Here is a 21,427-nt window from a genome sequence, read left to right on the forward strand (position 1 = left end):
GCTCCGCGTGGGAATGCATCACCCGACGCTCCGCGTCACAGGGCATGTTTTCTATGCAATGAACCGGCTCATGGCTATCATGCGTGCCTCATTGTGAGGCGAGATCTGCATGCTGACCTTGTTAAAACTCCTGAAAGACGGCCGGTTTCATTCCGGGGAGGCGCTTGGGGCGGCGTTGGGCGTTAGTCGCAGTGCCGTGTGGAAGCAGCTTCAGCAACTGGAGGCCGAACTCGGGCTGACGATCCACAAGGTCCGTGGTCGTGGCTATCAATTGGCCTCTCCCCTGGTCCTGCTCGATGAGCAGGCAATTGCCGCGACCGGGTCTGTCCCCGCCTGGCCTGTACGCATTTACGACACCATTGACTCGACCAATGCCGAGGCGCTGCGGCTGGTCGAGCAGGGTGTTCCTGCGCCTTTCATTGTTGTCGCCGAGCGGCAGACCTCCGGTCGCGGTCGCCGCGGGCGCCAGTGGGTCAGTCCGTTCGCGGAAAACATCTATTACAGCCTCCTGCTCAGGATCGATGGCGGCATGCGCCAGCTGGAGGGCTTGAGTCTTGTGGTGGGGCTGGCGGTTCTGCATGCCTTGCGTGAGCATGGGCTCCCGGGGGCGGGGCTGAAGTGGCCGAACGACGTCCTGGTGGGGCGCAAGAAGATTGCCGGCATCCTGCTGGAGCTGGTCGGTGATCCGGCGGATGTCTGCCACGTGGTGCTGGGTGTCGGTATCAACGCCAACATGCAGGTCGCGGAACAGATCGATCAGCCATGGACGTCCGTGCGGGCTGAAGTGGGGCGTCCGCTGGATCGCAATCGGTTGATCTCCTCTTTGGGTAAAAAGCTTCAGGAGTACCTGGAGCGGCATCGTGAGGCGGGGTTTGCCGCCATACAGGCGGAGTGGGAGCAGAATCACCTCTGGCAGGGCCGGGAAGTCTCCCTGGTTGCCGGCGTCAATAGCATCGATGGCACTGTGCTGGGAATCGACCGGCAGGGTGCGCTGCGTCTGTCGGTCGACGGCGTCGAGAGGGTCTTCAGTGGCGGCGAGCTCAGCCTGAGGTTGCGCGATGATTCTTGAGCTCGATTGCGGTAACAGCTTCATCAAGTGGCGCATTATCCAAACGAGTTGCCAGGATGTAATGGCCGGTGGTGTCGTTGACTCCGATCTGGCTCTGCTGCAGCGTTTGCGCGAAGTGCCTGGGCTCGCTCTGAAATGGTCTCGCCTGGTCAGTGTGCGCACCGAGGAAGAGACTCTGCGTCTGGTTGCTGCGCTTTCCGATGCCTTTGGGGTCGAGGTTGCGCGCGCGCGGCCTGCGGAGAAGATGGCGGGGCTGCGTAATGGATACAAGGAGCATGATCGGCTGGGCCTGGACCGATGGCTGGCGATGTTGGGCGGTTTCCAGCTGGCCGGTGGGCGATGCCTGGTGCTGGATCTCGGCACTGCGGTCACGGCCGACTTCATTGATGCGGATGGTTTGCATCTGGGCGGCTTCATTTGTCCTGGAATGCAGTTGATGCGTAACCAGTTGCGTACCCATACTCGACGCATCCGCTACGACGATGTGGCTGCCGAGCGTGCATTGACCAGCCTGGTTCCGGGGCGGGAAACGGTCGAGGCGGTGGAGCGTGGCTGTCTGTTGATGCTGCGTGGTTTCATTCTGACCCAGCTGCAGCAGGCCCGAGAATACTGGGGGAGTGATTTCAAGGTGTTTCTCACCGGAGGCGATGCGCCGCTGGTCAGCGAGATGGTGCCTGACGCCCACTGGGCGCCAGACCTGGTATTTGTCGGCCTGGCGATAGCCTGCCCATTGAGTTGAGGTTTCTATGCGTTGGTTGTTTCTGCTGTTGCTGGTGCTCAATGGTGTCTATTACGTCTGGCACCAGCAGGAAGCCCCCCTGAAGGCGAAGGAGGTGGCTCCCTTGTCGCTCTACCGCAGTGCCCACCAGGATATCCAGTTGCTGAGCGAGTCGGATAACGCCGCCGCCCGCAAGACAGCGGCGAAGGACCAGGAGAGTGAGTCCGAGTGCCTTTACCTGGGCGGCGTACCGCGCCAGGAGACCGCTCAGTCGATCCTGCAGCGTCTGCAGGGGATGGATATCAAGGCGCGCGTACAGCGTGTGAACGTTTCCGACGCACCTGGCTATTGGGTGCGTATCGCCCCCGAGAGCCGGCGTTCGCTGGACGATGCGCAGCTGCAGAATCTTGCTAAGGAATTCAATGAGTTAAAACATAAAATAATGTTGTGCGAGGGTATTGCAGGTGTCGAATAGTTTGCATAGAATGGCGCCCGCTCCGCAGCGAAGACCTCTTGAGGGATTAGTCACGAAGCAGCGTCAATGCAACTAACCTCATAATTTTAAATGAGAAATTGCTTGACAGAGGTTCAGCATGATGTAGAATGCGCCTCACATTGGAGGGGTTCCCGAGCGGCCAAAGGGATCAGACTGTAAATCTGACGTCTCAGACTTCGAAGGTTCGAATCCTTCTCCCTCCACCATAATTTCAGCGGAAGCAGCAGGCTCCGCGGGTATAGTTTAGTGGTAGAACCTCAGCCTTCCAAGCTGATGATGCGGGTTCGATTCCCGCTACCCGCTCCAAGTTTGCTGATTTTGCAAAGTGTTTCGCTCTTGTAGCTCAGTTGGTAGAGCACACCCTTGGTAAGGGTGAGGTCAGCGGTTCAAATCCGCTCAAGAGCTCCATACAGACAAGGCGGATATGCAAATATCCGCCTTTGTTTTAAGTGGTTGTAGTTGTTGCAATGTCTCTGTCTGGTCGGCATAATGGTCGGCCTGATTCAAGTTTTAGGTCAGTAGCTCAATTGGCAGAGCGACGGTCTCCAAAACCGTAGGTTGGGGGTTCGATTCCCTCCTGACCTGCCAGATTCACTCGATGTGTCTGGCTTTCTTCTCACAGGATCCTCGTAGATGACCACCAACACTGAAGCCCAAGGCTCTCGCTTAGATCTTCTCAAGTGGCTCGTTGTAGTCGCGCTGGTGGTTGTTGGTGTCGTGGGTAACCAGTATTACGCTGGTTCGCCAATCCTGTATCGCGTACTTGCGCTGCTCGTCATTGCTGCTGTCGCTGCCTATGTGGGTTTGCAGACTGCCAAGGGCAAGTCGTTCTTCGTATTGCTCAAGGAAGCCCGCACCGAGATTCGTAAAGTCGTATGGCCGACTCGCCAAGAAACCACGCAGACCACGCTGATTGTCGTGGCTGTGGTCCTGGTTATGGCGCTGCTGCTGTGGGGTCTCGACTCCCTGCTCGGCTGGATTGTTTCCTTGATTGTTGGCTAAGGGTGTCCCGTGGCTAAGCGTTGGTACGTTGTGCATGCTTACTCCGGTTACGAGAAGCATGTCATGCGCTCGTTGATCGAGCGAGTAAAGCTGGCAGGCATGGAAGATGGCTTCGGCGAAATTCTGGTCCCTACTGAAGAAGTAGTGGAAATGCGTAATGGCCAGAAGCGCAAGAGCGAGCGCAAGTTCTTCCCTGGCTACGTGCTGGTACAGATGGATATGAACGAGGGTACTTGGCACTTGGTCAAGGATACTCCTCGGGTGATGGGCTTCATTGGTGGTACTGCCGACAAGCCTGCGCCAATTACCGACAAAGAGGCCGAGGCCATTCTGCGTCGCGTCGCTGATGGTAGCGACAAGCCCAAGCCGAAGACGCTTTTCGAGCCGGGCGAAGTGGTGCGTGTTACCGACGGTCCGTTCGCAGATTTCAACGGTACGGTCGAAGAGGTCAACTACGAAAAGAGCCGGATTCAGGTCGCGGTGCTCATTTTCGGTCGCTCTACTCCGGTGGAGCTGGAGTTCAGCCAGGTCGAGAAGGTCTAGCTGGGCAAGCATCCCAACCCCACAGTCTTAGGCTGTGGGGTTTTGTCGTCACTGGGATAAAACGCAAGTCATCCGGGGAGCCATCTGGCGTTCGTACCCGATTTTGGAGTAGCTCATGGCTAAGAAGATTCAGGCTTACATCAAGCTGCAAGTTAAGGCCGGCCAGGCCAACCCAAGCCCACCCGTTGGTCCAGCACTGGGTCAGCATGGTGTGAACATCATGGAATTCTGCAAGGCTTTCAACGCCCGTACCCAGGGTCAGGAAGCAGGTCTGCCGACTCCAGTGATCATCACTGTCTACAGTGACCGCAGCTTCACTTTCGAAACCAAGTCCACCCCGGCTTCGGTTCTGCTGAAAAAGGCCGCCGGCCTGACCAGCGGTTCCGCTCGTCCGAACACCGTTAAGGTTGGCACCGTTACCCGTGCTCAGCTGGAAGAGATCGCGAAAACCAAAAACGCTGATCTGACTGCAGCTGACCTGGATGCAGCCGTGCGTACCATCGCCGGTTCTGCTCGTAGCATGGGCCTTAACGTGGAGGGTGTGTAATGGCTAAGCTGACCAAGCGCCAAAAGGCTATTGCCGGCAAAATCGAAGCAGGCAAGGCCTACAGCTTTGTAGACGCCGCTGCTCTGTTGACCGAGCTGTCGACTGTCAAGTTCAGCGAGTCCTTTGACGTTGCTGTAAACCTGGGCGTTGACCCACGTAAATCCGACCAGGTCGTACGTAGCGCTACCGTGCTGCCACATGGCACCGGCAAAACCGTTCGCGTTGCCGTGTTCACCCAGGGGCCGGCTGCTGAAGCCGCTCTGGCTGCCGGCGCCGACCGCGTTGGCATGGACGACCTGGCTGCCGAAATGAAAGGCGGCGACCTGAACTACGACGTGGTCATTGCCTCTCCGGATGCAATGCGCGTTGTGGGTCAGTTGGGTCAGGTTCTGGGTCCACGTGGCCTGATGCCTAACCCGAAAGTCGGTACCGTAACTCCTGACGTCGCTTCCGCCGTCAAGAACGCCAAGGCCGGTCAGGTTCGCTACCGCACCGACAAGAACGGTATCATCCACACCTCCGTTGGCAAGATCGGTTTCGACGCCGTCAAGCTGAAGGAAAACGTTGAAGCCCTGATCGCTGACCTGAAGCGTATCAAACCAGCTTCGGCGAAAGGTATCTACGTCAAGCGCGTTACCCTGAGCACCACCATGGGCCCAGGCCTGGTCATCGACCAAAGCTCGCTGGACGCGTAACACACGCGTGGGTGCAAGCGATTGCACCCATTGAAAAATTGGGGTCCCTGCCTGGCGGGGGCTATCCAAGACCGTAGGCGGCGCAAGCCTTAAACCCCAAGCCTACGCAGATGGTGCTCCCGGTTCCTTACCGAATCAGACACCAAAACGACATCAGGCTCTGGCCTGGTGAAACGGTAACAAGCAGGAGTTAAACCCGTGGCAATTAATCTCGAAGACAAGAAGGCCATCGTCGCTGAAGTCAACGAGGCTGCCAAAGTCGCTCTGTCCGCTGTCGTGGCCGATGCCCGTGGCGTAACAGTAGGCGCAATGACCGGACTCCGTAAAGAGGCTCGTGAAGCTGGCGTATACGTACGTGTCGTACGTAACACCCTGCTCAAGCGCGCCGTTGCCGACACTCAATACAGTGTCCTCAACGACGTGTTCACCGGCCCGACCCTGATCGCGTTCTCCAACGAACATCCGGGCGCTGCTGCCCGTATCTTCAAAGAGTTCGCCAAGGGTCAGGACAAGTTCGAGATCAAGGCAGCTGCGTTCGAGGGCAAGTTCCTCGCAGCCAATCAGATCGACGTACTGGCAACTCTGCCGACCCGCGACGAAGCAATCGCACAGCTGATGAGCGTGATTCAAGGCGCTACCAGCAAGCTGGCTCGTACTCTGGCGGCAATTCGCGACCAGAAGGAAGCGGCTGCAGCCTGAGGCTGAGCACTTCATCTCTCGCGTATTTTTGTTTATTTCGATGGCCTTGCAGGCTGTCCCCCAATTCAGGAATTGAGTCATGTCTCTGACTAACGAACAAATCATCGAAGCGATCGGCCAGAAATCCGTAGTGGAAATCGTTGAGCTGATCAAGGCGATGGAAGAAACCTTCGGCGTTACCGCTGCTGCCGCTGTTGCCGCTGGCCCAGCTGTTGCTGCCGCTGCTGCTGAAGAGCAAACCGAGTTCAACGTTGTCCTGGTTGAAGCTGGCGACAAGAAAGTCAACGTCATCAAGGCTGTTCGTGAACTGACCGGTCTGGGCCTGAAAGAAGCCAAAGAGAAAGTTGACGGCGCTCCTCAGGTCGTTGCTGAAGGCGTTTCGAAAGAAGCTGCTGAAGACGCCAAGAAGAAGCTGGAAGAAGCAGGCGCCAAAGTCGAGCTCAAGTAAGCTCAGACCTTGCGTCTTTGGCCCAAGCGTTAAGCGAAAGGCTGATGGCTGGTGGCTTTTGCCACCGGCCTTTTTCCGTTATTGGCGGCCGGCTCGGTCGGCGCCTCTAACGTGCTTCACCCACCCGAGGCGGTGGCGCAGACCAAGGGGTCTGCAAGATTTTCTGGCTGCTCCCGTCGGGAGAAGCCAAACAAGCAGGTGACCAAGCTGGGGAACGCTGATGGCTTACTCATATACTGAGAAAAAACGTATCCGCAAGGACTTTAGCAAGTTGCCGGACGTCATGGACGTACCGTACCTCCTGGCTATCCAGCTGGATTCGTATCGCGAATTCTTGCAGGCGGGCGCGACCAAGGACCAGTTCCGTGACGTCGGTCTGCATGCGGCCTTCAAATCCGTTTTCCCGATCATCAGCTACTCCGGCAACGCTGCTCTGGAGTACGTTGGCTATCGTTTGGGCGAACCGGCCTTTGACGTCAAGGAATGCGTATTGCGCGGTGTGACCTACGCGGTTCCGCTGCGGGTGAAAGTGCGCCTGATCATTTTCGACAAAGAATCGTCGAACAAAGCGATCAAGGACATCAAAGAGCAAGAAGTCTACATGGGTGAAATCCCCCTGATGACTGAGAACGGTACCTTCGTTATCAACGGTACCGAGCGCGTAATCGTTTCCCAGCTGCACCGTTCCCCGGGCGTGTTCTTCGACCACGACCGCGGCAAGACGCACAGCTCCGGCAAACTGCTGTACTCGGCTCGCATCATTCCTTACCGCGGTTCGTGGCTGGACTTCGAGTTCGACCCGAAAGACTGCGTGTTCGTGCGTATCGACCGTCGTCGCAAGCTGCCAGCTTCCGTGCTGCTGCGCGCGCTGGGCTACAGCACCGAAGAAGTCCTCGACGCCTTCTACACCACCAACGTCTTCCACGTTAAGGGCGAGAGCCTGAGCCTGGAGCTGGTGCCTCAGCGCCTGCGCGGTGAGATCGCTGTTCTCGACATCCAGGATGGCAACGGCAAGGTTATTGTCGAGCAGGGCCGTCGTATCACCGCTCGTCACATCAACCAGCTCGAAAAAGCCGGTGTCAAGGAGCTGGAAGTACCGCTGGACTACGTCATCGGCCGTACGACCGCCAAGGCTATCGTGCACCCGGCCACCGGTGAAATCCTGGCCGAATGCAACACCGAGCTGAGCACCGAGCTGCTGGCCAAGATGGCCAAGGCCCAGGTCGTTCGCATCGAGACGCTTTACACCAACGACATCGACTGCGGTCCGTTCATCTCCGATACCCTGAAGATCGACTCCACCAGCAACCAACTGGAAGCGCTGGTCGAGATCTATCGCATGATGCGTCCTGGCGAGCCGCCAACCAAGGATGCCGCCGAGACCCTGTTCAACAACCTGTTCTTCAGCGCCGAGCGTTACGACCTGTCCGCCGTGGGCCGCATGAAGTTCAACCGTCGTATCGGTCGCACCGAGATCGAAGGTTCGGGCGTGTTGTGCAAGGAAGATATCGTCGAGGTTCTCAAGACCCTGGTCGACATCCGTAACGGCAAAGGCATCGTCGACGACATCGATCACCTGGGTAACCGTCGCGTGCGTTGCGTCGGCGAGATGGCCGAGAACCAGTTCCGCGTTGGCCTGGTGCGTGTGGAGCGCGCGGTCAAGGAACGCCTGTCCATGGCCGAAAGCGAAGGCCTGATGCCGCAAGACCTGATCAACGCCAAGCCAGTGGCCGCGGCGGTGAAGGAGTTCTTCGGTTCCAGCCAGCTGTCGCAGTTCATGGACCAGAACAACCCGCTCTCCGAGATCACCCACAAGCGTCGTGTCTCCGCACTCGGCCCAGGTGGTCTGACCCGTGAGCGTGCTGGCTTCGAAGTTCGTGACGTACACCCGACCCACTACGGTCGCGTATGCCCGATCGAAACCCCTGAAGGTCCGAACATCGGTCTGATCAACTCCCTGGCGGCCTATGCCCGCACCAACCAGTACGGCTTCCTGGAAAGCCCGTATCGCGTGGTGAAAGAGGGTGTGGTGACCGACGATATCGTGTTCCTGTCCGCTATCGAAGAAGCCGATCACGTGATCGCGCAGGCTTCGGCGACCATGAACGAACAGAAAGTGCTGGTCGACGAGCTGGTAGCCGTTCGTCACCTGAACGAATTCACCGTCAAGGCGCCGGAAGACGTCACCCTGATGGACGTTTCGCCGAAGCAGGTAGTTTCGGTCGCTGCGTCGCTGATTCCGTTCCTCGAGCACGACGACGCCAACCGTGCGTTGATGGGTTCGAACATGCAGCGTCAGGCTGTACCTACCCTGCGTGCCGACAAGCCGCTGGTCGGTACCGGTATGGAGCGCAACGTTGCCCGTGACTCCGGCGTTTGCGTCGTGGCTCGTCGTGGCGGCGTGATCGACTCCGTCGATGCCAGCCGTATCGTGGTTCGTGTTGCCGATGACGAAGTTGAGCCGGGCGAAGCCGGTGTCGACATCTACAACCTGACCAAATACACCCGCTCGAACCAGAACACCTGCATCAACCAGCGTCCGCTGGTGAGCAAGGGTGATCGCGTTCAGCGTAGCGACATCATGGCCGACGGCCCGTCCACCGACATGGGTGAGCTGGCTCTGGGTCAGAACATGCGCATCGCCTTCATGGCGTGGAACGGCTTCAACTTCGAAGACTCCATCTGCCTGTCGGAACGCGTTGTTCAGGAAGACCGCTTCACCACGATCCACATCCAGGAACTGACCTGTGTGGCCCGTGACACCAAGCTCGGCCCAGAAGAGATCACCGCGGACATCCCGAACGTGGGTGAGGCTGCGCTGAACAAGCTGGACGAAGCCGGTATCGTCTACGTCGGTGCCGAAGTCGGCCCGGGCGACATCCTGGTCGGCAAGGTCACTCCGAAAGGCGAGACCCAGCTGACGCCGGAAGAAAAACTGCTGCGCGCGATCTTCGGTGAGAAGGCCAGCGACGTTAAGGACACCTCCCTGCGCGTGCCAACCGGCACCAAGGGTACCGTCATCGACGTCCAGGTCTTCACCCGTGATGGCGTCGAGCGCGACAGCCGTGCCCTGTCCATCGAGAAGAGCCAGCTCGACGAGATCCGCAAGGACCTCAACGAGGAGTTCCGCATCGTTGAAGGCGCGACCTTCGAGCGTCTGCGCTCCGCCCTGGTCGGCCACACCGTCGAAGGCGGCGCTGGCCTGAAGAAAGGCCAGGAGATCACCAACGAAGTCCTCGACGGTCTTGAGCACGGCCAGTGGTTCAAGCTGCGCATGACCGAAGATGCTCTGAACGAGCAGCTCGAGAAGGCCCAGGCCTACATCGTTGATCGTCGCCGTCTGCTGGACGACAAGTTCGAAGACAAGAAGCGCAAGCTGCAGCAGGGCGATGACCTGGCACCGGGCGTACTGAAGATCGTCAAGGTCTACCTGGCAATCCGTCGTCGCATCCAGCCGGGCGACAAGATGGCCGGTCGTCACGGTAACAAGGGTGTGGTCTCCGTGATCATGCCGGTCGAAGACATGCCGCACGACGCCAACGGTACTCCGGTCGACGTGGTTCTCAACCCGCTGGGCGTACCTTCGCGTATGAACGTCGGTCAGATCCTCGAAACCCACCTGGGCCTCGCGGCCAAGGGCCTGGGCGAGAAGATCAACCGCATGCTCGAAGAGCAGCGCAAGGTCGCCGACCTGCGCAAGTTCCTGCACGAGATCTACAACGAGATCGGCGGTCGCAACGAAGAGCTGGACAGCTTCTCCGACCAGGAAATCCTGGACCTGGCGAAGAACCTCAAGGGCGGCGTACCTATGGCCACCCCGGTGTTCGACGGTGCCAAGGAAGTTGAAATCAAGGCCATGCTGAAACTGGCTGACCTGCCAGAAAGCGGCCAGATGCAGCTGTTCGACGGTCGTACCGGCAACAAGTTCGAGCGTCCGGTGACCGTTGGCTACATGTACATGCTCAAACTGAACCACTTGGTAGACGACAAGATGCACGCTCGTTCTACCGGTTCGTACAGCCTGGTTACCCAGCAGCCGCTGGGTGGTAAGGCGCAGTTCGGTGGTCAGCGTTTCGGGGAGATGGAGGTCTGGGCACTGGAAGCATACGGTGCTGCCTACACTCTGCAGGAAATGCTCACAGTGAAGTCGGACGATGTGAACGGTCGGACCAAGATGTACAAGAACATCGTGGACGGCGATCACCGTATGGAGCCGGGCATGCCCGAGTCCTTCAACGTGTTGATCAAGGAAATTCGTTCCCTCGGCATCGATATCGATCTGGAAACCGAATAACACGTGACGCGATCGAGAGCGGGGCTGTATCAGCCCGCTCTCTGCTCCGCCAGGAGGAAAGGCCTTGAAAGACCTACTGAATTTGCTGAAAAACCAGGGTCAAGTCGAAGAGTTCGACGCCATCCGTATCGGATTGGCCTCGCCTGAGATGATCCGTTCGTGGTCGTTCGGTGAAGTTAAAAAGCCGGAAACCATCAACTACCGTACGTTCAAGCCTGAGCGTGACGGCCTGTTCTGCGCCAAGATCTTTGGCCCGGTCAAGGATTACGAGTGCCTGTGCGGTAAGTACAAGCGCTTGAAGCACCGCGGTGTGATCTGCGAGAAGTGCGGCGTTGAAGTCGCCCTGGCCAAGGTTCGTCGTGAGCGCATGGCGCACATCGAACTGGCTTCGCCGGTTGCCCACATCTGGTTCCTGAAGTCCCTGCCGTCCCGTATCGGCCTGCTGATGGACATGACCCTGCGTGATATCGAGCGCGTTCTCTACTTCGAGAGCTATGTCGTTATCGATCCGGGCATGACCACCCTGGAAAAAGGCCAGCTGCTGAACGACGAGCAGTACTTCGAAGCCCTCGAAGAGTTCGGTGACGACTTCGACGCCCGCATGGGTGCCGAGGCTGTTCGCGAGCTGCTGCACGCGATCGACCTGGAGCACGAGATTGGCCGTCTGCGCGAAGAAATTCCGCAAACCAACTCGGAAACCAAGATCAAGAAGCTGTCCAAGCGTCTGAAGTTGATGGAAGCCTTCCAGGGCTCCGGCAACCTGCCAGAGTGGATGGTGTTGACCGTTCTGCCGGTTCTGCCGCCAGACCTGCGTCCACTGGTTCCGCTGGATGGCGGTCGCTTCGCGACTTCCGACCTCAACGATCTGTATCGTCGGGTGATCAACCGTAACAACCGTCTCAAGCGCCTGCTGGATCTGTCCGCGCCTGACATCATCGTGCGCAACGAAAAGCGCATGCTGCAGGAAGCCGTTGACGCTCTGCTGGACAACGGTCGTCGCGGTCGCGCCATCACCGGTTCGAACAAGCGTCCTCTGAAATCCCTGGCCGACATGATCAAGGGTAAGCAAGGTCGTTTCCGTCAGAACCTGCTCGGTAAGCGCGTTGACTACTCCGGCCGTTCGGTAATTACCGTAGGTCCGACCCTGCGTCTGCACCAGTGCGGTCTGCCGAAGAAGATGGCCCTCGAGCTGTTCAAGCCGTTCATTTTCGGCAAGCTGGAAATGCGTGGTCTGGCGACCACCATCAAGGCTGCCAAGAAGATGGTCGAGCGCGAGCTGCCAGAGGTTTGGGACGTTCTCGCCGAAGTGATTCGCGAACACCCCGTACTGCTCAACCGTGCACCGACCCTTCACCGTCTGGGTATCCAGGCCTTTGAACCGGTACTGATCGAAGGTAAGGCTATCCAGCTGCACCCACTGGTCTGTGCTGCGTACAACGCCGACTTCGACGGTGACCAGATGGCCGTGCACGTGCCGCTGACGCTGGAAGCCCAGCTGGAAGCGCGCGCGCTGATGATGTCGACCAACAACATCCTGTCGCCAGCCAACGGTGAGCCGATCATCGTTCCGTCGCAGGACGTGGTACTGGGTCTGTACTACATGACCCGTGAAGCGATCAACGCCAAGGGCGAAGGTCGCGTGTTCGCCGACCTGCAGGAAGTCGACCGCGTATTCCGCGCCGGCGAAGCCGCGCTGCACGCCAAGATCAAGGTCCGTATCACTGAAACCGTGAACGACCGTGACGGCAACAGCGTCCAGAACACCCGTATCGTCGACACCACTGTCGGCCGTGCGCTGCTGTTCCAGGTGGTTCCGAAAGGCCTGTCGTTCGACGTCGTCAACCTGCCGATGAAGAAGAAGGCGATCTCCAAGCTGATCAACCAGTGCTATCGCGTGGTGGGTCTGAAAGAGACCGTGATCTTCGCTGACCAGTTGATGTACACCGGTTTTGCCTACTCGACCATCTCCGGCGTTTCCATCGGTGTTAACGACTTCGTTATCCCGGATGAAAAAGCCCGCATCATCGGTGCCGCCACCGACGAAGTGAAAGAGATCGAGAGCCAGTACGCCTCCGGCCTGGTCACCCAGGGCGAGAAGTACAACAAGGTCATCGACTTGTGGTCCAAGGCGAACGACGAAGTCTCCAAGGCGATGATGGCCAACCTCTCGAAAGAGAAAGTCGTCGACCGTCACGGTGAAACCGTCGACCAGGAATCCTTCAACTCGATGTACATGATGGCTGACTCGGGTGCGCGGGGTTCCGCCGCACAGATCCGTCAGTTGGCCGGTATGCGGGGTCTGATGGCCAAGCCGGACGGCTCCATCATCGAAACGCCGATCACCGCGAACTTCCGTGAAGGTCTGAGCGTACTCCAGTACTTCATCTCCACTCACGGTGCTCGTAAGGGTCTTGCGGATACCGCGTTGAAAACCGCCAACTCCGGTTACCTGACTCGTCGTCTGGTAGACGTGGCGCAGGACCTGGTGGTGACCGAGATCGATTGCGGCACCGAGCACGGCCTCCTGATGACTCCGCACATTGAAGGCGGCGACGTCGTGGAGCCGCTGGGTGAGCGCGTACTGGGTCGTGTCATCGCCCGTGACGTGTTCAAGCCGGGTACCGAGGACGTCATCGTTCCCGCCGGCACCCTGGTCGACGAGAAGTGGGTCGAGTTCATCGAGCTGAACAGCATCGACGAAGTGGTCGTGCGTTCGCCAATCAGTTGCGAAACCCGCTATGGCATCTGCGCCAAGTGCTACGGTCGCGACCTGGCTCGTGGTCACCAGGTGAATATCGGTGAGGCGGTTGGCGTCATCGCTGCCCAGTCCATCGGTGAGCCGGGTACCCAGCTGACCATGCGTACGTTCCACATCGGTGGTGCGGCAAGCCGGACCTCGGCTGCCGACAGCGTCCAGGTGAAGAACGGTGGTACCGTTCGTCTGCACAACCTGAAGCACGTTGAGCGTGTCGACGGTCACCTGGTGGCGGTATCCCGTTCCGGTGAACTGGCGATTGCCGACGACTTCGGTCGTGAGCGCGAGCGCTACAAGCTGCCGTACGGTGCGGTGATCTCGGTGAAGGAAGGCGACAAGGTCGATGCTGGTGCCATCGTGGCCAAGTGGGACCCGCACACTCACCCGATCGTTACCGAAATGAAAGGTACCGTGACCTACGTGGGCATGGAAGAAGGCATCACGATCAAGCGTCAGACCGACGAATTGACCGGTATGACCAACATTGAAGTCCTCGACGTCAAAGACCGTCCGGCAGCCGGCAAGGACATGCGTCCTGCGGTGAAGATGGTCGACGACAACGGCAAGGATCTGTTGCTGCCAGGCACTGACGTTATCGCTCAGTACTTCCTGCCAGCCAACGCCCTGGTCGGTGTGGCGGACGGTGCGCGGATCGCGATCGGTGATGTTATCGCCCGTATTCCGCAGGAAACTTCGAAGACCCGTGACATCACCGGTGGTCTGCCGCGTGTTGCCGACCTGTTCGAAGCCCGTCGTCCGAAAGAGGCGTCGATCCTGGCTGAAGTCAGCGGTACCATTGCATTCGGTAAAGAGACCAAGGGCAAGCGCCGTCTGGTCATCACCCCGAACGACGGTAGCGATCCGTACGAGGAACTGATTCCGAAGTGGCGCCACCTGAACGTCTTCGAAGGCGAACAGGTAAACCGCGGCGAAGTGATCTCCGACGGTCCGAGCGATCCACACGACATCCTGCGTCTGCTGGGTGTGAGCGCGCTGGCCAAGTACATCGTCAACGAGATCCAGGACGTTTACCGCCTGCAGGGCGTGAAGATCAACGACAAGCACATCGAGACCATCCTGCGTCAGATGCTGCGCAAGGTTGAGATCACCGAATCGGGCGACTCCAGCTTCATCAAGGGCGACCAGATGGAACTGACCCAGGTTCTTGTGGAAAACGAGCGTCTGGCGGCGGAAGACAAGTTTGTCTCCAAGTTCACTCGCGTCCTGCTGGGTATCACCAAGGCGTCGCTGTCGACCGAATCGTTCATCTCCGCGGCCTCCTTCCAGGAGACTACCCGCGTACTGACCGAAGCGGCCGTTACCGGCAAGCGCGACTACCTGCGCGGCCTGAAAGAGAACGTGGTCGTGGGTCGTCTGATCCCGGCCGGTACCGGTCTGGCCTACCACAGCGAGCGTAAGCGTCGTCGTGATCTGGACAAACCGCTGCGCGTAAGCGCCAGTGAAGTGGAAGCTGCACTGACCGAAGCGCTGAACTCGAGCGGTAACTGAGTTCTGCGTCAGTAACAGAGTGAGGCCCTGGTAGCTTTTTCCCGCTCGACGCGACATTTTTCGTTGCGATGAGCGGGGAGGGGAGGCCGGGGCCTCGTCTTGACTGGGGACAAGATCCTCTTTAGACTCTTGTACCCCTAAATTTGGCGGGAATCCGTTCCTGCCATTTTGCTTTCTTGAGACAATAGCGTCGCAAGACAACAGTGGAGCTAGTAGATGGCAACTATCAACCAGCTGGTACGTCAGCCGCGTAAGCGTATCGTCGAGAAATCCGACGTTCCTGCGCTGCAGAACTGCCCGCAACGTCGTGGCGTGTGCACCCGCGTGTACACCACTACGCCGAAAAAACCTAACTCGGCACTGCGTAAAGTATGCCGTGTGCGTCTGACCAACGGTTTCGAGGTTTCCTCGTATATCGGTGGTGAAGGCCACAACCTGCAAGAGCACAGCGTGGTTCTGATCCGCGGCGGTCGCGTAAAAGACTTGCCAGGTGTTCGTTACCACACCGTTCGCGGCTCTCTGGATACCTCCGGCGTCAAAGGCCGTAACCAGGGTCGTTCGAAGTACGGTACCAAGCGTCCGAAGTAATTGGTCGTTTGCAGTTTCTAAATTTATTGAGTCGATAAGAGTAAGGTCGGGCATGAACACCTTTGGGTGCGTTGTCCCGAGCTAACCTGAAGACCGTTTGAGGGCTTATCATGCCAAGACGTCGCGTAGCAGCCAAACGTGAGATTCTCGACGATCCTAAGTACGGATCGCAGATTCTCGCCAAGTTCATGAACCACGTAATGGAAAGCGGCAAGAAGGCCGTTGCCGAGCGTATCGTTTACGGTGCTCTGGATACCGTGAAGGCACGCAAGGCCGGTACCGATCCCCTGGAACTCTTCGAAAAAGCACTCGACGCCATCGCTCCGCTGGTCGAAGTGAAGTCGCGCCGCGTTGGTGGTGCTACTTACCAGGTTCCGGTAGAAGTTCGTCCTTCGCGCCGTAATGCTCTGGCAATGCGTTGGTTGGTAGACTTCGCCCGCAAGCGCGGCGAGAAGTCCATGGCTCTGCGTTTGGCTGGCGAACTGCTGGACGCTGCCGAAGGTAAAGGTGCTGCAGTTAAGAAGCGTGAAGACGTGCACCGTATGGCTGAAGCCAACAAGGCTTTCTCGCACTACCGCTTCTAATTTTAGCGTCACTAATTTTGCGAGGGCTTTATGGCTCGTACTACAGCAATCAACCGCTACCGTAACATTGGTATCTGTGCCCACGTTGACGCGGGCAAGACCACCACTACCGAGCGGATCCTGTTCTACACAGGTCTCAGCCACAAGATGGGTGAGGTTCACGACGGCGCTGCAACCACCGACTGGATGGTGCAGGAGCAGGAGCGGGGTATTACCATTACCTCCGCTGCCGTAACCACGTTCTGGAAAGGTTCGCGCGGTCAGTACGATAACTATCGTGTGAACGTGATCGACACCCCCGGCCACGTAGACTTCACCATCGAAGTAGAGCGTTCGCTGCGCGTACTCGACGGCGCTGTCGTTGTGTTCTGCGGCACTTCCGGTGTTGAGCCTCAGTCCGAAACCGTATGGCGTCAGGCCAACAAGTACGGCGTTCCACGTGTTGTCTACGTGAACAAGATGGACCGTGCCGGTGCCAACTTCCTGCGCGTTGTCGGCCAGATCAAGAACCGCCTGGGTCATACCCCGGTTCCTGTTCAGCTGGCGATCGGCTCGGAAGACAACTTCCAGGGTCAGGTCGACCTGATCAAGATGAAAGCCATCTACTGGAACGATGACGACAAGGGCACCACCTATCGCGAGGAAGAGATTCCTGCCGATATGGTCGAGCTGGCCAACGAATGGCGCAGCAACATGGTCGAGGCGGCTGCCGAGGCCAACGAAGAGCTGATGAACAAGTACCTGGAAGAAGGTGACTTGACCGTCGAAGAGATCAAGGCTGGTCTGCGCGCTCGTACTCTGGCGAGCGAGATCGTTCCTGCGGTCTGCGGTTCCTCGTTCAAGAACAAGGGCGTTCCTCTGGTTCTCGACGCCGTTATCGACTACCTGCCGGCTCCGACCGAGATCCCTGCGATCAAGGGCGTTCACCCGGACAGCACTGACGACAACGAAATCGTCGACGAGCGTCATGCGGACGACAACGAGCCGTTCTCGGCTCTGGCGTTCAAGATCGCTACCGACCCATTCGTGGGTACTCTGACCTTCGTTCGCGTCTACTCCGGTTTCCTGAGTTCCGGTGACTCCGTCATCAACTCGGTGAAAGGCAAGAAAGAGCGCGTTGGTCGTATGGTGCAGATGCACGCCAACCAGCGTGACGAAATCAAGGAAGTACGTGCGGGCGACATCGCTGCTCTGATCGGTATGAAGGACGTCACCACCGGTGACACCCTGTGCGATATCGACAAGCCGATCATCCTCGAGCGTATGGACTTCCCTGAGCCGGTGATTTCGGTGGCTGTCGAGCCGAAAACCAAGGCTGACCAGGAGAAGATGGGTATCGCTCTGGGCAAGCTGGCCCAGGAAGACCCGTCGTTCCGCGTCAAGACCGACGAAGAAACCGGCCAGACCATTATCTCCGGTATGGGTGAGCTGCACCTGGACATCCTCGTTGACCGCATGAAGCGCGAGTTCAACGTCGAGGCCAACATCGGCAAGCCGCAGGTTTCGTACCGCGAGAAGATCACCGTTGGCTGTGAGATCGAAGGCAAGTTCGTTCGCCAGTCCGGTGGCCGTGGCCAGTTCGGCCATTGCTGGATTCGCTTCGCTCCGGCTGAAGTGGATGAAAAAGGCAATATCACTGAAGGTCTGGTGTTTGCCAACGAGGTCGTCGGTGGTGTGGTTCCTAAGGAATACATCCCGGCTATCCAGAAGGGTATCGAAGAGCAGATGAAGAACGGCGTTGTTGCCGGCTATCCGCTGATCGGCCTGAAGGCTACCGTGTTCGATGGTTCCTACCATGACGTCGACTCTAACGAGATGGCGTTCAAGGTGGCTGCCTCCATGGCGACCAAGCAGCTGCGTGAGAAGGGCAAGGGCGTCGTGCTTGAGCCGATCATGAAGGTTGAAGTAGTAACCCCTGAGGACTACATGGGTGACGTGATGGGTGACCTGAACCGTCGTCGTGGTCTGATCCAGGGTATGGAAGACTCGGTCTCCGGCAAGGTCATCCGCGCTGAAGTGCCGCTGGGTGAAATGTTCGGTTATGCGACCGATGTTCGCTCCATGTCCCAGGGTCGCGCGAGCTACTCCATGGAGTTTTCCAAGTACGCCGAAGCTCCGTCGAACATCGTCGAAGCTCTCGTTAAAAAACAAGGCTAATCCAGCCCTTTAGGCAAGGAGTTAATTGTCGTGGCTAAAGAAAAATTTGATCGTTCCCTACCTCACGTCAACGTTGGCACCATCGGTCACGTTGACCACGGTAAAACCACTCTGACCGCTGCTCTGACTCGCGTTTGCTCCGAAGTTTTCGGTTCCGCGGTCGTTGAATTCGACAAGATCGACAGCGCTCCAGAAGAGAAAGCTCGCGGTATCACCATCAACACCGCGCACGTTGAGTACAACTCGAACATTCGTCACTACGCTCACGTTGACTGCCCAGGTCACGCTGACTACGTGAAGAACATGATCACCGGTGCTGCCCAGATGGACGGCGCGATCCTGGTTTGCTCGGCTGCCGATGGTCCGATGCCACAAACTCGTGAGCACATCCTGCTGTCCCGTCAGGTAGGCGTTCCTTACATCGTGGTCTTCCTGAACAAGGCTGACCTGGTTGACGACGCTGAGCTGCTGGAACTGGTCGAGATGGAAGTTCGCGACCTGCTGAGCACCTACGACTTCCCAGGTGATGACACTCCAATCATCATCGGTTCGGCTCGTATGGCGCTGGAAGGCAAAGACGACAACGAAATGGGTACTACCGCTGTCAAGAAGCTGGTGGAAACTCTGGATGCCTACATCCCTGAGCCAGTTCGTGCTATCGACCAGCCGTTCCTGATGCCAATCGAAGACGTGTTCTCGATCTCCGGTCGCGGTACCGTAGTTACCGGTCGTATCGAGCGTGGTATCGTCAAGGTTCAAGACCCACTGGAAATCGTTGGTCTGCGTGACACCACCACCACCACCTGCACCGGTGTTGAAATGTTCCGCAAACTGCTCGACGAAGGTCGTGCTGGCGAGAACTGCGGCGTTCTGCTGCGTGGTACCAAGCGTGACGACGTTGAGCGTGGCCAGGTTCTGGTCAAGCCAGGTTCGGTCAAGCCGCACACCAAGTTCACCGCGGAAGTCTACGTTCTGAGCAAGGAAGAAGGCGGTCGTCACACTCCGTTCTTCAAGGGCTACCGTCCACAGTTCTACTTCCGTACCACTGACGTGACCGGTAACTGCGAACTGCCAGAAGGCGTTGAAATGGTAATGCCAGGTGACAACATCCAGATGACTGTCACTCTGATCAAAACCATCGCAATGGAAGACGGTCTGCGTTTCGCAATCCGCGAAGGCGGCCGTACCGTTGGTGCTGGCGTTGTAGCCAAAATCATCGAGTAAGCTTCTCTTCTGAGATAGCTTCGATGCTTTGAAAAAGCCCCCGCTCAGCGGGGGCTTTTTTATTGGGTTGACACCTTATGGGGGCGTCTATAGAATTGCGCCTCCTTTTAACGGGCGTATTGCGCCCGGTGGGAATAGCAGCCGGAGTCTGAAATCCAATGCAAAATCAGCAAATCCGTATCAGGTTGAAGGCTTTTGACCATCGCCTGATCGACCAATCCACCCAGGAAATCGTGGAAACCGCGAAACGTACTGGTGCTCAAGTGCGTGGTCCAATTCCACTGCCTACTCGTAAAGAGCGGTTCACCGTTCTGGTCTCCCCGCACGTCAACAAAGACGCGCGTGACCAGTACGAGATCCGTACTCACAAGCGCGTCCTGGACATCGTCCAGCCAACGGATAAAACCGTTGACGCTCTTATGAAGCTCGATCTTGCGGCAGGTGTGGAAGTGCAGATCAGCCTCGGCTAAGACTCAGGTCTTGGTCGTGTAACGCTCTGAAATGGGCGGCCATAGCGGGTGAAAGCCCCGTACACTCATGAGGTTTACAACATGACTATTGGTGTAGTCGGTCGTAAATGCGGTATGACCCGTATTTTCACCGAAGAAGGTGTCTCCATTCCGGTCACGGTCATCGAGATCGAACCGAATCGCGTCACCCAGTTCAAAACTGAAGAGACCGATGGCTACCGTGCAGTGCAAGTCACTGTCGGCGAGCGTCGCGCTTCGCGTGTTACAGCTGCTCAAGCGGGTCACTTCGCCAAGGCGAACGTTGCCGCTGGTCGCACCGTGCTGGAATTCCGTCTTGAAGAAGGCGAATACAAGGCTGGCGATCTGATCAATGCTGAAATCTTCGCCGCTGGCCAACTGGTTGATGTAACCGGTCAGTCCAAGGGTAAAGGCTTCGCCGGTACGATCAAGCGTTGGAATTTCCGCGGGCAAGATAACACCCACGGTAACTCCGTATCCCACCGCGTTCCAGGCTCTATCGGCCAGTGCCAGACTCCTGGTCGTGTATTCAAGGGCAAGAAAATGTCCGGTCACATGGGCGCAGAGCGCGTGACCGTGCAGTCCCTGGAAGTAGTGCGCGTGGACGCTGAACGCAATCTGTTGTTGGTCAAGGGCGCTGTTCCTGGCGCTACTGGCGGCAACGTGGTTGTACGTCCAGCAGCCAAGGCTCGCGGTTAAGGGGAAGCTGACATGCAATTAAATGTAAATGGCGCTCAAGCGATCGAAGTTTCCGAACTGACATTTGGCGGCGAATTCAACGAGACGCTGGTTCACCAAGCAGTCGTGGCCTACATGGCTGGCGGCCGTCAAGGTAGCAAGCAGCAGAAGACCCGTTCCGACGTTTCCGGTGGCGGCAAGCGCCCATGGCGTCAGAAAGGTACTGGCCGTGCTCGTGCCGGTACTATCCGTAGCCCAATCTGGCGTGGCGGTGGTACCACTTTCGCAGCTCGTCCTCAGGATCACTCCCAGAAGCTGAACAAGAAGATGTATCGCGCAGCCCTGCGCTCCATCCTTGCTGAGCTGGTGCGTACTGATCGTCTGGTCGTTGTTCAGGATTTCGCTGTTGAAACCCCGAAAACCAAAGACCTGCTGAGCAAACTGACTGGCCTGAGCCTGACCGACGTTCTGATCGTGTCTGACGCTGTTGACCAGAACCTGTACCTGGCTGCTCGCAACCTGCCACACGTCGACGTTCGTGACGTGCAGGGTTCCGATCCGGTCAGTCTGATCGCATACGACAAGGTGTTGATCACCGTGTCGGCCGTGAAGAAATTCGAGGAGCTGCTGGGATGAACCAGGAACGCGTATTTAAAGTTCTGCTTGGCCCGCACGTTTCCGAGAAGGCTACGGTTCTGGCAGACAAAAAAGGCCAGTTCGTTTTCAAGGTTGCAACCGACGCAACCAAGCTGGAAATCAAGAAGGCCGTCGAAAGCCTGTTCAGCGTGAAAGTAGAGCGCGTGACTACCCTGAACGTTCTGGGTAAGAGCAAGCGTACCGCTCGCGGTCTGGGCAAGCGTAATGACTGGAAGAAGGCAGTTATCTCCCTTCAGCCAGGCCAAGATCTCGATTTCAGCAGCAGTGCTGAGTAAG

Annotated in this window: 19 protein-coding genes and 4 tRNA genes; all 23 read left to right on the forward strand. The window is 57.8% G+C overall.

The window, feature by feature from the left end:
• Positions 1-109: 109 nt before the first annotated feature.
• The 23 genes from birA (at position 110) to rplW (ending at position 21,426) form a co-directional block, all read left to right on the forward strand.
• The gene (gene birA, locus K675_RS0100260; protein ID WP_017901520.1) at positions 110-1,069 is read left to right on the forward strand and encodes a bifunctional biotin--[acetyl-CoA-carboxylase] ligase/biotin operon repressor BirA; all 960 of its coding nucleotides are present in this window, start codon (positions 110-112) and stop codon (positions 1,067-1,069) included.
• Complete coding sequence (locus tag K675_RS0100265) at positions 1,059-1,808, forward strand: pantothenate kinase (RefSeq protein WP_026144790.1); 750 nt, start codon at positions 1,059-1,061, stop codon at positions 1,806-1,808. Before birA ends, K675_RS0100265 begins: the two co-directional genes overlap by 11 nt.
• A gap of 7 nt (positions 1,809-1,815) precedes the next feature.
• Positions 1,816-2,262 (forward strand): SPOR domain-containing protein, encoded by a 447-nt coding sequence (locus K675_RS0100270; protein WP_017901522.1) that lies wholly within the window; start codon positions 1,816-1,818, stop codon positions 2,260-2,262.
• A 142-nt stretch (positions 2,263-2,404) separates the two neighbouring features.
• Positions 2,405-2,489: transfer RNA gene (locus K675_RS0100275), tRNA-Tyr, on the forward strand.
• A gap of 26 nt (positions 2,490-2,515) precedes the next feature.
• A tRNA-Gly gene (locus K675_RS0100280) sits at positions 2,516-2,589 on the forward strand.
• 26 nt (positions 2,590-2,615) lie between these two features.
• Positions 2,616-2,691 (forward strand) — tRNA-Thr (locus tag K675_RS0100285).
• Positions 2,692-2,795: 104 nt separating this feature from the next.
• Positions 2,796-2,871 (forward strand) — tRNA-Trp (locus tag K675_RS0100290).
• Between the two features lie 45 nt (positions 2,872-2,916).
• The gene (gene secE / locus K675_RS0100295) at positions 2,917-3,285 is read left to right on the forward strand and encodes a preprotein translocase subunit SecE (RefSeq protein WP_010443973.1); all 369 of its coding nucleotides are present in this window, start codon (positions 2,917-2,919) and stop codon (positions 3,283-3,285) included.
• Between the two features lie 9 nt (positions 3,286-3,294).
• The gene (gene nusG, locus K675_RS0100300) at positions 3,295-3,828 is read left to right on the forward strand and encodes a transcription termination/antitermination protein NusG (protein ID WP_010443972.1); all 534 of its coding nucleotides are present in this window, start codon (positions 3,295-3,297) and stop codon (positions 3,826-3,828) included.
• A 115-nt stretch (positions 3,829-3,943) separates the two neighbouring features.
• Positions 3,944-4,375 (forward strand): 50S ribosomal protein L11, encoded by a 432-nt coding sequence (gene rplK / locus K675_RS0100305; RefSeq protein WP_017901523.1) that lies wholly within the window; start codon positions 3,944-3,946, stop codon positions 4,373-4,375.
• Positions 4,375-5,070, forward strand: coding sequence for a 50S ribosomal protein L1 (gene rplA / locus K675_RS0100310; protein WP_017901524.1), 696 nt, complete (start codon positions 4,375-4,377; stop codon positions 5,068-5,070). The genes rplK and rplA overlap by 1 nt, the downstream gene beginning before the upstream one ends.
• A gap of 198 nt (positions 5,071-5,268) precedes the next feature.
• A complete protein-coding gene (rplJ, locus tag K675_RS0100315) occupies positions 5,269-5,769 on the forward strand; it encodes a 50S ribosomal protein L10 (RefSeq protein WP_017901525.1) in 501 nt (166 codons plus the stop codon).
• Positions 5,770-5,848: 79 nt separating this feature from the next.
• Complete coding sequence (gene rplL / locus K675_RS0100320; protein WP_017901526.1) at positions 5,849-6,217, forward strand: 50S ribosomal protein L7/L12; 369 nt, start codon at positions 5,849-5,851, stop codon at positions 6,215-6,217.
• A gap of 220 nt (positions 6,218-6,437) precedes the next feature.
• Positions 6,438-10,511, forward strand: a complete 4,074-nt coding sequence (gene rpoB, locus K675_RS0100325) for a DNA-directed RNA polymerase subunit beta (protein WP_026144791.1) — start codon at positions 6,438-6,440, stop codon at positions 10,509-10,511.
• A 64-nt stretch (positions 10,512-10,575) separates the two neighbouring features.
• The gene (gene rpoC, locus K675_RS0100330) at positions 10,576-14,775 is read left to right on the forward strand and encodes a DNA-directed RNA polymerase subunit beta' (RefSeq protein ID WP_017901528.1); all 4,200 of its coding nucleotides are present in this window, start codon (positions 10,576-10,578) and stop codon (positions 14,773-14,775) included.
• A gap of 216 nt (positions 14,776-14,991) precedes the next feature.
• Positions 14,992-15,363 carry a 30S ribosomal protein S12 gene (gene rpsL, locus K675_RS0100335; protein WP_003186084.1) on the forward strand — a complete coding sequence of 124 codons (372 nt, stop codon included), beginning with the start codon at positions 14,992-14,994 and terminating at the stop codon, positions 15,361-15,363.
• Positions 15,364-15,473: 110 nt separating this feature from the next.
• A complete protein-coding gene (gene rpsG / locus K675_RS0100340; RefSeq protein WP_007970418.1) occupies positions 15,474-15,947 on the forward strand; it encodes a 30S ribosomal protein S7 in 474 nt (157 codons plus the stop codon).
• Positions 15,948-15,977: 30 nt separating this feature from the next.
• Complete coding sequence (gene fusA / locus K675_RS0100345) at positions 15,978-18,104, forward strand: elongation factor G (protein WP_026144792.1); 2,127 nt, start codon at positions 15,978-15,980, stop codon at positions 18,102-18,104.
• Between the two features lie 30 nt (positions 18,105-18,134).
• On the forward strand, positions 18,135-19,328 hold the full coding sequence (gene tuf / locus K675_RS0100350) for an elongation factor Tu (RefSeq protein ID WP_026144793.1): 1,194 nt from the start codon (positions 18,135-18,137) through the stop codon (positions 19,326-19,328).
• Positions 19,329-19,486: 158 nt separating this feature from the next.
• The gene (gene rpsJ / locus K675_RS0100355; RefSeq protein ID WP_003186070.1) at positions 19,487-19,798 is read left to right on the forward strand and encodes a 30S ribosomal protein S10; all 312 of its coding nucleotides are present in this window, start codon (positions 19,487-19,489) and stop codon (positions 19,796-19,798) included.
• Between the two features lie 81 nt (positions 19,799-19,879).
• Positions 19,880-20,515 (forward strand): 50S ribosomal protein L3, encoded by a 636-nt coding sequence (rplC, locus tag K675_RS0100360; RefSeq protein WP_010443950.1) that lies wholly within the window; start codon positions 19,880-19,882, stop codon positions 20,513-20,515.
• A 12-nt stretch (positions 20,516-20,527) separates the two neighbouring features.
• Positions 20,528-21,130 carry a 50S ribosomal protein L4 gene (gene rplD / locus K675_RS0100365; RefSeq protein WP_017901531.1) on the forward strand — a complete coding sequence of 201 codons (603 nt, stop codon included), beginning with the start codon at positions 20,528-20,530 and terminating at the stop codon, positions 21,128-21,130.
• Positions 21,127-21,426 (forward strand): 50S ribosomal protein L23, encoded by a 300-nt coding sequence (gene rplW, locus K675_RS0100370; protein WP_002555488.1) that lies wholly within the window; start codon positions 21,127-21,129, stop codon positions 21,424-21,426. The genes rplD and rplW overlap by 4 nt, the downstream gene beginning before the upstream one ends.
• The last annotated feature ends 1 nt before the right edge of the window (position 21,427 follow it).

It is taken from the genome of Pseudomonas fuscovaginae SE-1 (assembly GCF_000364705.1).
GTDB classification, from domain to species: Bacteria; Pseudomonadota; Gammaproteobacteria; order Pseudomonadales; family Pseudomonadaceae; genus Aquipseudomonas; species Aquipseudomonas fuscovaginae_A.

Coding starts and splice junctions, on each gene's coding strand:
- birA (WP_017901520.1), top strand. CDS start 110: ATGCTGACCTTGTTAAAACTCCTGAAAGACGGCCGGTTTCATTCCGGG.
- K675_RS0100265 (WP_026144790.1), top strand. CDS start 1,059: ATGATTCTTGAGCTCGATTGCGGTAACAGCTTCATCAAGTGGCGCATT.
- K675_RS0100270 (WP_017901522.1), top strand. CDS start 1,816: ATGCGTTGGTTGTTTCTGCTGTTGCTGGTGCTCAATGGTGTCTATTAC.
- secE (WP_010443973.1), top strand. CDS start 2,917: ATGACCACCAACACTGAAGCCCAAGGCTCTCGCTTAGATCTTCTCAAG.
- rplK (WP_017901523.1), top strand. CDS start 3,944: ATGGCTAAGAAGATTCAGGCTTACATCAAGCTGCAAGTTAAGGCCGGC.
- rplA (WP_017901524.1), top strand. CDS start 4,375: ATGGCTAAGCTGACCAAGCGCCAAAAGGCTATTGCCGGCAAAATCGAA.
- rplL (WP_017901526.1), top strand. CDS start 5,849: ATGTCTCTGACTAACGAACAAATCATCGAAGCGATCGGCCAGAAATCC.
- rpoB (WP_026144791.1), top strand. CDS start 6,438: ATGGCTTACTCATATACTGAGAAAAAACGTATCCGCAAGGACTTTAGC.
- rpsL (WP_003186084.1), top strand. CDS start 14,992: ATGGCAACTATCAACCAGCTGGTACGTCAGCCGCGTAAGCGTATCGTC.
- rpsG (WP_007970418.1), top strand. CDS start 15,474: ATGCCAAGACGTCGCGTAGCAGCCAAACGTGAGATTCTCGACGATCCT.
- fusA (WP_026144792.1), top strand. CDS start 15,978: ATGGCTCGTACTACAGCAATCAACCGCTACCGTAACATTGGTATCTGT.
- rpsJ (WP_003186070.1), top strand. CDS start 19,487: ATGCAAAATCAGCAAATCCGTATCAGGTTGAAGGCTTTTGACCATCGC.
- rplC (WP_010443950.1), top strand. CDS start 19,880: ATGACTATTGGTGTAGTCGGTCGTAAATGCGGTATGACCCGTATTTTC.
- rplD (WP_017901531.1), top strand. CDS start 20,528: ATGCAATTAAATGTAAATGGCGCTCAAGCGATCGAAGTTTCCGAACTG.
- rplW (WP_002555488.1), top strand. CDS start 21,127: ATGAACCAGGAACGCGTATTTAAAGTTCTGCTTGGCCCGCACGTTTCC.